11 protein-coding genes and 1 pseudogene are annotated in these 12,698 nt (G+C 36.2%); 11 read left to right on the top strand and 1 reads right to left on the bottom strand.

Annotated features, from left to right (window positions below; translation table 11 throughout):
* Positions 1-210: 210 nt before the first annotated feature.
* Positions 211-351 (bottom strand): annotated as a pseudogene (locus GTH24_RS22460) (hypothetical protein); the annotation flags it as partial.
* Positions 352-688: 337 nt separating this feature from the next.
* Between GTH24_RS22460 and GTH24_RS09235 the strand changes: the two are divergent.
* The 11 genes from GTH24_RS09235 (at position 689) to GTH24_RS09185 (ending at position 12,615) form a co-directional block, all read left to right on the top strand.
* Complete coding sequence (locus tag GTH24_RS09235) at positions 689-1,729, top strand: hypothetical protein (RefSeq protein ID WP_072068050.1); 1,041 nt, start codon at positions 689-691, stop codon at positions 1,727-1,729.
* Positions 1,726-2,805, top strand: coding sequence for an acyl-CoA reductase (locus tag GTH24_RS09230; protein ID WP_164526301.1), 1,080 nt, complete (start codon positions 1,726-1,728; stop codon positions 2,803-2,805). Before GTH24_RS09235 ends, GTH24_RS09230 begins: the two co-directional genes overlap by 4 nt.
* Before the next feature lie 5 nt (positions 2,806-2,810).
* The gene (locus tag GTH24_RS09225) at positions 2,811-3,833 is read left to right on the top strand and encodes an NAD-dependent epimerase/dehydratase family protein (RefSeq protein WP_164526300.1); all 1,023 of its coding nucleotides are present in this window, start codon (positions 2,811-2,813) and stop codon (positions 3,831-3,833) included.
* Positions 3,830-6,079: a penicillin acylase family protein gene (locus tag GTH24_RS09220; RefSeq protein ID WP_164526299.1), complete on the top strand. Its 2,250-nt coding sequence runs from the start codon at positions 3,830-3,832 to the stop codon at positions 6,077-6,079. Before GTH24_RS09225 ends, GTH24_RS09220 begins: the two co-directional genes overlap by 4 nt.
* 3 nt (positions 6,080-6,082) lie before the next feature.
* Positions 6,083-7,501, top strand: a complete 1,419-nt coding sequence (amrS, locus tag GTH24_RS09215; RefSeq protein ID WP_164526298.1) for an AmmeMemoRadiSam system radical SAM enzyme — start codon at positions 6,083-6,085, stop codon at positions 7,499-7,501.
* A 4-nt stretch (positions 7,502-7,505) separates the two neighbouring features.
* Positions 7,506-8,747 carry a lipase/acyltransferase domain-containing protein gene (locus tag GTH24_RS09210; protein WP_164526297.1) on the top strand — a complete coding sequence of 414 codons (1,242 nt, stop codon included), beginning with the start codon at positions 7,506-7,508 and terminating at the stop codon, positions 8,745-8,747.
* A 66-nt stretch (positions 8,748-8,813) separates the two neighbouring features.
* Positions 8,814-10,046 (top strand): AAA family ATPase, encoded by a 1,233-nt coding sequence (locus GTH24_RS09205; RefSeq protein WP_072068045.1) that lies wholly within the window; start codon positions 8,814-8,816, stop codon positions 10,044-10,046.
* A gap of 2 nt (positions 10,047-10,048) precedes the next feature.
* On the top strand, positions 10,049-10,723 hold the full coding sequence (locus GTH24_RS09200; RefSeq protein WP_072068044.1) for an HNH endonuclease: 675 nt from the start codon (positions 10,049-10,051) through the stop codon (positions 10,721-10,723).
* A gap of 234 nt (positions 10,724-10,957) precedes the next feature.
* Positions 10,958-11,302 (top strand): DUF7716 domain-containing protein, encoded by a 345-nt coding sequence (locus GTH24_RS09195; RefSeq protein ID WP_072068043.1) that lies wholly within the window; start codon positions 10,958-10,960, stop codon positions 11,300-11,302.
* 246 nt (positions 11,303-11,548) lie between these two features.
* A complete protein-coding gene (locus GTH24_RS09190) occupies positions 11,549-11,863 on the top strand; it encodes an antibiotic biosynthesis monooxygenase family protein (protein ID WP_072068042.1) in 315 nt (104 codons plus the stop codon).
* Between the two features lie 47 nt (positions 11,864-11,910).
* Positions 11,911-12,615 carry an ArsR/SmtB family transcription factor gene (locus GTH24_RS09185; protein WP_072068041.1) on the top strand — a complete coding sequence of 235 codons (705 nt, stop codon included), beginning with the start codon at positions 11,911-11,913 and terminating at the stop codon, positions 12,613-12,615.
* Positions 12,616-12,698: the final 83 nt, after the last annotated feature.

Genomic DNA, 12,698 nt, shown 5'->3' with positions numbered 1-12,698 from the left:
TTATGCGTAATACAGATAACTATTTCTTTTTAAAAGAAATTAAAGATATGAAGGTGAGTTTTTTATATTTATTCCAGCAGGCTTATTAAATTGTAGCTTAAGTTTATTTCATTACCATTTAAAACATTTGCTTTAAGGGATCAAAAAAAATGAACAAGATAGAAATGAGATAATTAATTGATATTTAATTAAATATCTATCATTTAGAATTTATTCATTTGAGTTATCAATGCGGGATAAGCATTCACAATCTAATATCGTTATCGATTTGTTCTTTAATGTAATCGCTTTAATACTCACTAAATGTGCTAAAGCGCGGTTTAATTGTCTGGTTGAAATCCCTAGTATTGCCGCTAATGGATCTCTTTTTTCTAATTGCCAGTTTTATTTCCAATAACGTTCGTGAAGAGCTCATGGATAAGCTCAGTTATTTTTACGCAAAATAACAATTCACTCATCATAATCATAATAAAGAACACTTTTATTTTTAAGGTGTTCTCTTTATTTTTAAGCGGAAATACCTGTTTATCAAATAATGATTATTCAATCTAGATAGAACAATGTGATATAAAACATAAGAATAGTGAAATGTAATCACATCTTTCCTATTTTAAGAATAATTACATTTAATAAGTAAAAATAATTGCTGACTATGTTGACATAACCTTTATAAATGTAAGGATACATCATGTCAGAAAAACAGCGTCATAAAATTGATAGCTTAGCTAATCTTACTCAACCTTATGCTGTTGATAGTTTTGATGATGCTCTTTTTACTGCATCTATGGATGAAGCAGATATCTGGCATCGCCAATATAATGCTAATTATCAATCGCTATGGGAAAAAATTCCTCAACCGGTTATCCCCGTTAATTTATTTAAAACCATGGATTTAGCGACGCCAACACATTGTAATGGTATTTGGCTAAATAGTTCAGGAACGGGACAACAAGGGAAAACGCAAGTCTTCTTTGATGAGAACAGCCTAAAGCGCATTGAAACGGCAATGATACAGATTTTCTATCACAATAGCCTAATATCCACAAATCCAGCCCATTTTCTGATGTTATCACCCGATCCTCAATCTGGTGATCATGCTGGTTTTGCCACTGCTTTCTTAAAATTTACCCAATGTGCACCGATTAAAGAGCTTGTTTTTACGGTATCAGAACAAGGCCAATTTGATACAAAACTCGCATGGTCAACATTACAACGTTGGGCTAACGATCCGGCTCCTATTTATATTCTTGGGTTAACACTTTTCTTTGAACACTTATGTTTAAGCCGACCAGAACCCTTCACGCTGTTATCACCGATTAAAGGCTTAACGGGTGGGGGATGGAAAGGGATGACAAAGCGGCTTGAACGACCAGATATTATCCAAGGATTAAAAGAAACCTTACACGCTCCTAATGTTGATATTCGTGATATTTATGGCATGACAGAGCATCCTCTACACTACATTAGTTGCAGTGAAGGGCATTTCCACATTCCAGCTTATTCTCGTTTTGCCATTATTGATGAAACAGGTGATCGGGCACCAGAAGGTAAAACAGGATTTATTCAACTTGAGAATCCTTTTTTTGATTCTCTGCCTTCTCAACGTCTGTTAACCCAAGATTTAGGAATATGGGGAACACAATGCGCTTGTGGTCATTCGTTACCCTATATTCATTATATTGGAAGAGCAACTTCACCAGAGGGCACTTGCGCTGCACAGATAAAATGATAGAAGCTATACTTGTTCGTTTAGCAAACATTAAACTGTGTTTAATACACTGCCTTAATGAAAACTGGTTATTTTCTGATGATATCTTAACGCAAAAATTCTGCCTTGAACGTTTAAAGCAATGGGCTTACAGCGATGTTCTAGCACAAAAAGTGGCTAATGAGTTAGGAAATAAAAATTGGCGTGCGCCCAATAAATTATTAATTGTCGTCTCTGAAAAAGATCCCCTTGGTACATTAGAAGCCTTATTTGCAGGTTATTTAATTGGTAGTCCCATCAGAATAAAAGCACGATTATCCAAACAATGGCTTTATCCATTACGGGCATATTTAGGCTTAAATGAAAAACAGTGTGAAATTCTAAATTGGTCGAGTGAAAATCAAAACGATGAGCTTGCTCTTGAAGGTGTTGAAGCCATTTTATTAGCGGGTGGTGATGCACTTATTCAGCATTATCGCCAAATAACACCAGCACATATTAAATTGATTGAGTTGGGCCCAAAAATAAGTGGAATGGCTATTTTGGGAGATTCATTACCTGATATTTCTTTGGTATTAAATGATGTGTGCTTGTTTAGGCAACAGGTTTGTAGTTCACCTCGTTTTATTTTATTAGAGAATAAAACTTGTGCAGAACAACTCTATCAGCAACTTTCTATCGCATTACCCACATTACCGCCATTACCTGAGACTTTAAGACTTCAACAAATGGCACAAGCCCATGAGTATTCATTGTCTCGTGAGCTACTCAATAATGAAAAGCCAACACGTTATGATGCAAAATCAGGTTGGGCAGTCACTTATCACACCCGATTTATGCCTCAATATTGGCTCAACTTTGGCTTTCAATTGGTTGTTGGCTCTGTGGAACATCATTTGCAATTAGTCCAAAAAGAGTGGTTTGCACGCTTACAAACACTGGCTTATCACGGTTCTCTCTCTTCACTTTCGCTGCAAAATTACTGTTTCACTCGTTATTGCCCCATTGGCACGATACATTCTCGCCCAATGACAGCAACGCATGACGGCTTTTTTATATTGTCTGCACTGGTGTTCTTTGTGAGTAAAGAAGGATAACAACATTGAATAAACGGAAAATATTTATCACAGGTGCTAGTGGATTTATTGGCTCTTACTTATTGCCCAAACTTGCAGAACTTAGTGATGAATTAACGATATTATGTCGCGAAACTCATAAAAATCACTCTTATCGTCCAGCATTACCCAACGGTACTAAGGTGGTGAAAGGTGATTTATTGCAACCGAATACCTACCGAGAAGCGTTGAGTGGACAAGATATCATTATTCATTTAGCGGCTGATTATCGAGTAGGCATTGCACCGACACGTTCAGAACATCAAAAAATGTATCAAACCAATGTCACTGGCACATTGAATTTACTGAATGAAGCCAAAAAAGCACAAATCTCTCAGGTTTTATATACCAGCACAACGGCAGCATTAGGGGAAACGAAGGGATTATTACTTGATGAGACTCATCGTCACAATGGTTATTTTCGCAGTTATTATGAAGAAACTAAGCAAATCGCTCACGCATTAGTCGAGCGTCACCAGCAACAAGGAATGCCAATTAAAATTGCGATTTGTGGTGGTGTATTTGGTGAAGGTGACAATAGCGTTTTAGCACAGACGTTATCTGCTTTTTTCAATAAAAAAATTCCTTTTCAAATCAGCACAAACAGTACCTTTCAACTTTGCCATGTTGAAAAACTATGTGATGGATTATTGCGATTACTGGCTTTAGATAAACCACAAGAAACGGTTCTGTTTACAGGTGATGTTTTTTCTATGCCTGAAATTTTCACACTATTAAGTGAAATACAAAAAACACCACCACTACCTACAAAAGATCGCCGTAGTTTGTGGCCATTAGCATGGTTGATGGATAGATCCTCTATGCTAGGTTTTACCATGCCACTTTCTTGTGAAGCACTACGTATTATGGATGGAAGCACTTATACCTATTCATCTTATAAGGCAGAGCAACTATTAGGATGGACAGCAGCAGAATCATTAAATGACTTTAAGGATTATGCCCAAAGCGTTGCTAACCAATACACATTGATGAATAAGGAGTCAAAATGAAGCCAAGGACGCTCACTTCACAATGGGGTGACGTGACATTGTCACTAGAGACGGAGCAACTGCTAAGTATAAAAGGTGATACGGATAATGCGGTTTTTTATGGGCAAGGCTATGGCGCAGCCTATTTACGTTTATGGCAACTAGACTTATCTCGTCGAGTTGCTAGTGGTCGCTTAAGTGAAGTAATGGGAAATGGTGCGCTTAGAACAGATATTTTTCAACGTAGATTAGGATTAGTAGAGTTAGCTAAAATTGCAGAGCTTAACGATAAAAATGCACCGAAGGATAGCTGGCAGGCGACACAGTTTCAACATATCACTGCGTATATTGCAGGTATAAACCAAGCCATTAACGATTTAAAAATCAGACCTATAGAATGTTTATTATTGCGTTACCAACCTGAAAAATTTACCACGACAGATAGCTACCTCTTAGGGCAATTGAAATACTTTATTAACTCAGCATGGCAATATGAGTTGTTTAATACCCGCTTAGCAAATCGACTTACAACATCTCAACATCAACAACTTTTATCTACCTTTAGTCTTGAAGGCAATCAAATTCCACCATTACCTTTAAATGAACAGGGGGAATATTACCCCGAAGTGATTGCAGCGTTTAAAGAAGGGCTAAAAGGCCTACAGCACTTAGGATTAGCCTCGCCTGATACGGGCTCTAACGTGATTGCAGTGAATGGTTCGTTTACCGCATCGGGTAAACCGATATTAGCGGCTGATCCGCATATGGGACATGTTAACCCTAGTTTTAATCTGTTATGTCGCTTAGAAAGCGACGAAGGATTAAGCGTAATGGGTTCACATTTTCCTGGTTCACCAGGCATTATTGTGGGGCGTAATTCTCATGCAGCTTGGGGAATGGTCGGTATTATGGCGGATAACCAAGATTTATTTTGGGGGCGTATTGATTTAAAAAATGAGAAGGTCGAAACCATCAATGGATGGGAGGCATTAACTAAAAGAACACATACCATTGGTTTAACCTCAAAGCGTCAACATACTTTCGTCACTTATGATTATTCACAAGGTCGCTTAATGTCTGAAAAAGCGGGCTATGGTCTATTTTTACGCTGGCCTGCCTTAGATGATCCAAGTGGCGATATTACTTTTTATCAGCTTGCAAAATGCCATAACTGGACATCATTTCGAGAGGCTTTAAAGCATGTAAAAAATTCCCCTATGATGGTGGGATATGCCGATATTTACGGCGATATTGGCTTACAGAGTATGGGATATATTCCTAAGCGTGATCGTGAAATTGGCAGTTTAGTATTGAGCCTAACGGAGCCATTACATCAGTGGCAAGGTTATGTTCCTTTTGATGATTTACCCGCCGAATATAACCCTGAACGGGGATATGTTCTTTATGCCAATCAATATAGCGAGTCTCTTTTTAATCGAAAACCTGCACTATCTAATCGCTGGCATCCACCGACAAGAGCGTTGCGTATTGAAGCGCTTATTCAGCAAACAAAAAAACATACTGTTGAGACGTTTTGCCAACTCCAAGATGATAAAAAAGATGTTTTTGCCCAACAAGCACTCGCTTTTTTACTCCCTTATGTGCCCGAAGATAAAATCCTTTCGCAGTGGGATGGCGATACTCAACAATTAAATGCCTCACGATTTTTTGATGTGTGGACTCAACATCTTACTGACAAGGTATTAGGCAAGGTATTAAAAAGAGGATCACGTGCTCTGTATACGGATTTTTGGCCAAGTTGTCGCTGGAGTATTCTCAATATTCTGCAATACCATCTTCAAGATTGGCAGTTTGAAGAAAAAGAGATCCCCATATTAATTCGTGAAACCTATGCCAGTGCGTTAATCGCTAGCCAAAAAATGGAACGCCCTTATGTTGAATTCCAGCATAGTATCAAAAAACCCTTATGGCTTAATCGTCTATTAACTGGACGTTATCTCTATCAAGGTGGCAATCGTGAAACTGTTCACGCGACACGACAAAATGCAGATTTCTTAACGCAATCTCAAATAGGGAATAGCGACACCATTAAAACTAAGCCATATACGTTTGGCCCCGGTTTTAAACTGATCGCCCATTTAACACCACAAGGCGAATGCCATTATTTAATTAATACACCGGCAAAAGGCCATCCTTTTAGCTGGTCACTACGTCATGTCTTGAAATACTGGCAAACAGGTAGCCGACAAAAAACCACTTTGCCGCTTCGTGGAAATAACCATCATTGTAATGATAAAAAGGAATAACTCATGGTAAGAATGAAGCAATGGCAACAAACAGGGCATCCTGCGCGCTTATGGCACCCAATTTCAAACAATCGTATTCAGTGCGAGCTTTGCCCACGAGCCTGTAAAATTAATTTAGGTCGTACAGGAACTTGCAAACTAAGACGCAATGAGAATGGCAGTTTAGTCACGTTAAACTACGGTAAATCTGTTCCGATGACACAAGAGTCGATAGAAACCGAAGCGGTATATCATTATGCACCGGGTGAACGTATCTTATCGTTAGGTAATATTGGCTGTATGCTACGTTGTGATTTTTGCCAAAATTGGAGTACAAGCCAAGCTCGTTATGTGCAAGACAGCAATGTGGCGTATTACAGCCCAGAGGATGTGGTCAATTATGCGTTAAAACATAATATCCGAGTTTTGTCGTGGACTTATAATGATCCGATTGTTTGGCATGAATTTGTTATGGATACGGCGAAGCTTGCTCGTGAATATGGCTTAAAAAATCTCTATAAAAGTGCATTTTATATCAGTGAGAAAGGTATTGATGAATTACTAGGTGTAATGGATATCTTTAGTATTTCATTAAAATCAATGCAAGATAGTTTTTATCGTAAACATACAGGAGGGCGATTACAGCCCGTTCTTGACGGTATTAAACAAGTTTATGATGCACGCAAATCCACAAATAATCCGCATCTTGAAGTCTCTAACTTATGTGTGACAGGACGTAATGACTCATTGGAGGAAGCGAAAAAAGTCACGGATTGGATGCTCAAATATCTTGATGCAGATATTCCTTTGCACTATGTTCGTTTCCATCCTGATTACCAATATCGACACGTTGAACGCACATCAATTCCCTTTTTAGAACAAGCTCGCCAGCAAGCCTTAAACGAAGGTATGCGCTATGTTTACGTCGGAAATGTGTTTGATACAGACAGCGCAAACTCTTATTGTCCACAATGCCATACCTTATTAGTTAAGCGAAGTGGGTTAATTGCACAATCTCACTTAGATAATGGGCAATGTCCTCATTGTCATTTTCAGCCTTCTATTATTTTACCTTGGGCGGGCTCTAACACTGATAAATTATCAGCACATATCCCTGATGGTTTTATCTGTATTACACATCCATTCCGTGGTCCTGTTCAGGCTTGCCATATTGAACAAAAAAATGAATCACCTATTTACTATCAATTTATTACAAAACAAGGTGAGCCTGTTGGCCCAATCAGCACCAACAGTTGTCATCGCTTTATGCTGTCCAAAAGTAGTCCTAAAGCAGAGGGGATCTGCCTTTATCATCACAAAAATGAACCTTGCCAACTGTTTGAGGTTTACGATCGTGCTCATTTCCCTGTTACTGAAGCTGAAAAAACGCATTTTGGTAGCGAAAATGTGCCTATCACTCTTATTCCATTAAAAGGACGCTAAAAATATGCCACTCAATAGAGGATGGTCATTAATACGAGCTCAGCTTATTGCGTCTCAAATTCGTAAAGCGAAACTTGATGATAAAGTGCCGAATCTTCCTATTATCTATTTACCAGGAATTTTAGGAACTAAGCTTTTTGATAGACAAAAGCAGGCTTTTATTTGGGGTGATCATCGTAGTGTCTTTACAAAGAGTGATTATGAATATGAACATCCCAACGCACAGCATTCACCTCGTGTATTAGCCACAGAGCAATTGCACGCATTTTCGATTGTCCCTTATTTAGTGAGCACATTGGTCACCCAAGAGCTTAAAGATGTTCTTGAAACCGCATTGGGTTATCGTGAAGGGCAAGATCTATTTTTCCTTGCTCATGATTGGCGAGCCGATCATCGATTGCTGGTGGATGCTATTGATAGAGAAGTTAATCGGCTAAGAATAGTTTTTGGCGAGAGCCAGCCTTTTATTATTATTGCACAATCCGCGTCTAACCTCGCAATACGCTATTGGTTGCGTCATACCACTCCTGAAAATAGAGCATTAGTAGCAAAATGGTATGCCTTTGGGCCACCTTGGCATGGTACATTTCAGGCGTTATCAATGATGGAGACTGGCTATTATGCCGGAAGTGGTTACCTTCATGGCTTCTCATCTGATGATGTCTGCGGTTGTCCTTTTGTATACCAATTATTACCACCCAATCCGGTGGTAATAGACAACTACGGCAGAGCATTAAGTGATTTTGATATCTATGATGAGGCATGTTGGAAGCACTATCGCTTAGGCCCTTATAAAACATCGATCAGTTCAGCACAAAATCAACGAGTAAGAGAAGCGTTGGTGCAAAATCTACAGTGTGCTAAACGCTTTACTGATGCAGTTTCAGGAATTAACGCAGATGAACAAGCTGTGCCCCAAGTATGGTATTTAAGTGATAATAATATCACATTAAAAGCTGCCATTTATGGAAGAGAACGCTGGTACTTACAAGCGAAAGAGATCAAACGTGAGTTTCCACACTTAGTCACTCAGGCATTAACCATCGGAGACGATCATTTGCCTTTGGAAGGGTTATTGCAATATTGGCGCGCACCTATCGTACGTGACCGTTATCAACACCCTTGGGGGGAAAGCTTTGCTTTTATTAGCCAAGCATCAACGCATCGCGCATTAATAAACCATACCCCTAATTTACGGAGTTTGGCATTTGATATCGCGACTGAGAGAAGGAACAAAAAAGTATAAAATAAAAACCTATTTCCTTTTGTTTTGTGTAAGATGCTCTTTTAAGCTGATTTTTAGGAATACTATATGATTATAAAATCAATCAATGGCACCATTCCATTTACAGAGAAGAATATTTCAATTGATTTAGATGATAAGAAGAGTGTAGTAATTATAGGTAATAATGGCTCAGGAAAAACATCTTTATTGCAAGAAATAAATAAGTACTTTGAAAGTATTTTCTCTAACAATACGGGTAATTTTATTGAGGAAATAAAAACAAATATTGATAACTACACTCTATGGATGAATGAAGCAGAGTCAAAAAATGACTACACTTCGTATTACAGATATAAAAAAAACATAGATCAAGAAAATTTGAAATTAAAAGAATTTCAATTTAAAATCAATGTGGAAATAGATAATATTGATGAGATGGTTAAAGAATCTTATTACAAAAAATTTATCTACTTCTATTTCAGAGCATCAAGACAGATAAGCATTAATGAATCTCATGGTACAAAACCCATTTCGGAAATAAAAGAATCTTGGTTGTCAGTCGATCAAAGTTCAATGCTAAATAAATACACAAATCAAGATTTAGAATCCTATCTCATTACCTTATATACGCAAGAAGCGCTTTATAATAAAAATAACGAACCAGCAAAAGCAAATAAATTATCACTATGGATACGTGAATTAGAAGAAAAAATATCTATTTTAATGGAGTGTCGTATTAATTTTGAATTTGATTATGAAAATTATAAATTGTATATAGTAAGAGATCAATACTATAGATCATCATTTAGAGAGTTATCTTCTGGCTATTCAGCAATACTGGATATATTTACCGAAATACTATTTAGAGCAAGCCTTTACTCAATAGAACCTTCTGAGATAAAAGGTATTGTATTAATAGATGAAATAGATGCCCATTTGCATTTATCAATACAAAGAAAAGTATTACCTATGTTAATATCAACTTTTCCTAAAATACAATTTATAATTACTACACATTCGCCTTTTGTACTCGGTTCCAGTGACGATTTTATTATTTTTGACATAACAAAAAATATAAATATTCCATCATTAACTATGTATTCTTATGAAAATATAGTAAAAAACATACTTGACGTGGATGTTATTCCTAATACAGTGAGAGAAAAAATACAAAAATTAAAAGAACAAATTGAAGCTGGAGGTAAAGATAAAGATTTATTGAACTCTATTTTTTCAGAATTAGAATCTTCACTAAGCATTTTAGATTCCGAATCAAAAGCAATATATTATACAGCGTTAAATATGTATATAGGTGAGTGATTATGTTTAATACAAAAAGAGATAATGTAATACCTCAAGGTTGTAGAGATAAAACAAATTACAAATCGCCTGAAATAATAGAAGCATTAAATAAAATGTTTCATGGAAAATGTTATATATGTGAAACTAAGAACTTACAATCACCCAGGGTGGAACACAGAGTTCCACATCGAGGTGATGATAATATAAAATATGACTGGAATAATTTATTTTTATCATGTGAACGATGTAATAGCATTAAATCTGATGATTTTGAATCAACAATAGATTGCTGTTCAGATGATTTTATTATTTCTGATAATATTTTTATTAAATTAGAATATTGTCCGCACTGGAAAATAATCGCCAGTGAAAAACAACAGAACCCATCTGAAGAACTATTAGAAACCATCAGATTAATCAATATGTGTTGTAATCAAGATAACACACCTACCAGAAAATTAAGTAAACAAACACTAGAAAATGATATTAATGAAAACTATTCCTTGTTTATGTATCACAAAATGAAGATTATAAGAGGGAATGACCATCCGGATGAAATAAATAGATCTAAAAAATTTATTATTAATATGAGAAATCCATCATATCCATTTTCAGCAGTATGGGATGGCATGATCCAATGTGATAACATTCTTAGTAATAAATTAGATGAAATAAATGAGAATAGTGATAATTAGTGCTATTGAACGACTCTACACTTTTACTTTCAACTTTTGGCTCAAGTAATACATTTTTTGCAACAAGCATAATGCAAGTTTCCATTAAGTAAGGTTTTGTGGATTGGTTTGGTTATTTTAGGCGTTTTATGTGTTCAATTCTCACGAAAATAAGACTAAGTTATAGCGCCACGCTCTACAAACGTTGTACGCTATTGGCAATAATTTACTGTTAAATTGACTGAGAGCCTATATATGTTGCAAAAAGATCACCAATATCACCTAACAGATCTTATATTGGCAATGAAACAAATTGAGTCGCGAGATGATAATTTTTGTTTATATGGTGAAGATGATATTGAAGACAAATTAAAAATAGGGCAACAGTATGTTATTGCAGATTATCCTGACGTTGATGATAACGATAACGAAATCTATCCCAACATTGTACAAATGAATCATCTCGTCTATTTATATTCTGGTCAGCAGTTTGCGGATGTTATTGATTTAGCATTAGAACAAAAACCATCTGCAACGTTAGATGATTTAGTTAATGCACTTAATTATTATTCCGAGCATGATGATTTTATGGATCTTTAATTATCATAGAGTATCGTTCTTTGGGTAAAACCATTATTAGTTACTGCTATTGCTATTATATGTACTATTCCTCTTATGGGAATAAATTGTGTCAACTGCATCAGAAGATTTAGTTTTATCAGAAGATGCTCATAGTCTCTTTCTGCTTTATTTTTAAAATAAATATTGCTCTCATTTCAACAAATATCGAAGTGTTGTCTATTTTTTATCAATACACTCACTATCACTCAATAAAGGAGAGTACAAATGATTGCCGTGATATTTGAAGTCAAAATTAAACCAGGAAAACAGGATCATTATTTATCTTTAGCGACCGATTTAAAGCCATTACTAACGGATATTGAGGGATTTATTTCAATAGAGCGGTTTCAAAGTTTATCAACCGAAGGAAAATTATTATCACTTTCTTGGTGGGAAAATGAAGAAGCTGTTTTGCAATGGAAGAAAAATATTTTACATAAAAATGCGCAACAAGAAGGTCGAGAGTCTATTTTCGATTTTTACAAAATTAGCATTGCTTCTTTGGCGCGTGAATATTCATTTGATGCAGAAAGTCTGTAATTAAATAGACTCGATAACTTGCTACAATAAAAGAGCTTAAATTTTAAATGGCTAAACCAGAGATGAAATCAGAATATCAACACACTGTAGAGTCAGCAATAGCCGCAGTGGGTGCGGCAATATCTGATATTTCCAGAGTCAAAATACTCTGTGCATTAATGGATGGAAGGGCGTGGACAGCAACGGAACTGGGGGTTGTAGCTGATATTTCTGCCTCTACAGCCAGTAGTCATTTGTCCAAATTACTGAATGCGGGTCTGATTTCTGTGATATCCCAAGGTAAATACCGTTATTTCCGATTAGCTAACGATGATATTGCAAAAGTTATTGAAAATTTAATGAGTTTTTCAACCGACCATATTTCACAAGCTAAAATCACAACGCCCAAAAACTTAAGGAAGGCGCGAACTTGTTATAATCATTTAGCAGGTGAAGTAGCCGTTAATATTTATGATTCACTTTGTCAGCAAAAATGGATAACAGAAGATGGCCATGCTATTACAACGCTAGGTGTTGAGCGATTTAAAAATATAGGTATTGAATTTCAAGCAAAGCATTCACGTAATATTTGCTGTCCATGCTTGGATTGGAGTGAACGTCGTTTTCATTTAGGTGGGCAAATTGGTACCGCTTTTTTTCATTATGCAGAAGCTCAAGCATGGTTAACACGACATCAAGGATATAGAGAAGTGACTATCAGCGAGAAAGGTTATAAAGCGTTGATGTTCTACTTTAATATAAAAAAGAAATAACGCGTATTTGAATGATGAAACTTGTTGATTTACTGAGAAGTGACGCTGGGATATGAAGTTATTTATTACCACAGTCAATTTAA

The organism is Proteus vulgaris, assembly GCF_011045815.1.
GTDB lineage: Bacteria > Pseudomonadota > Gammaproteobacteria > Enterobacterales > Enterobacteriaceae > Proteus > Proteus vulgaris_B.
The sequence above is the reverse complement of the archived record's forward strand: the minus strand, read 5'-3'. Positions and strand labels throughout refer to the sequence as shown.

Coding starts and splice junctions, on each gene's coding strand:
- GTH24_RS09235 (WP_072068050.1), top strand. CDS start 689: ATGTCAGAAAAACAGCGTCATAAAATTGATAGCTTAGCTAATCTTACT.
- GTH24_RS09230 (WP_164526301.1), top strand. CDS start 1,726: ATGATAGAAGCTATACTTGTTCGTTTAGCAAACATTAAACTGTGTTTA.
- GTH24_RS09220 (WP_164526299.1), top strand. CDS start 3,830: ATGAAGCCAAGGACGCTCACTTCACAATGGGGTGACGTGACATTGTCA.
- amrS (WP_164526298.1), top strand. CDS start 6,083: ATGGTAAGAATGAAGCAATGGCAACAAACAGGGCATCCTGCGCGCTTA.
- GTH24_RS09210 (WP_164526297.1), top strand. CDS start 7,506: ATGCCACTCAATAGAGGATGGTCATTAATACGAGCTCAGCTTATTGCG.
- GTH24_RS09205 (WP_072068045.1), top strand. CDS start 8,814: ATGATTATAAAATCAATCAATGGCACCATTCCATTTACAGAGAAGAAT.
- GTH24_RS09200 (WP_072068044.1), top strand. CDS start 10,049: ATGTTTAATACAAAAAGAGATAATGTAATACCTCAAGGTTGTAGAGAT.
- GTH24_RS09195 (WP_072068043.1), top strand. CDS start 10,958: ATGTTGCAAAAAGATCACCAATATCACCTAACAGATCTTATATTGGCA.
- GTH24_RS09190 (WP_072068042.1), top strand. CDS start 11,549: ATGATTGCCGTGATATTTGAAGTCAAAATTAAACCAGGAAAACAGGAT.
- GTH24_RS09185 (WP_072068041.1), top strand. CDS start 11,911: ATGGCTAAACCAGAGATGAAATCAGAATATCAACACACTGTAGAGTCA.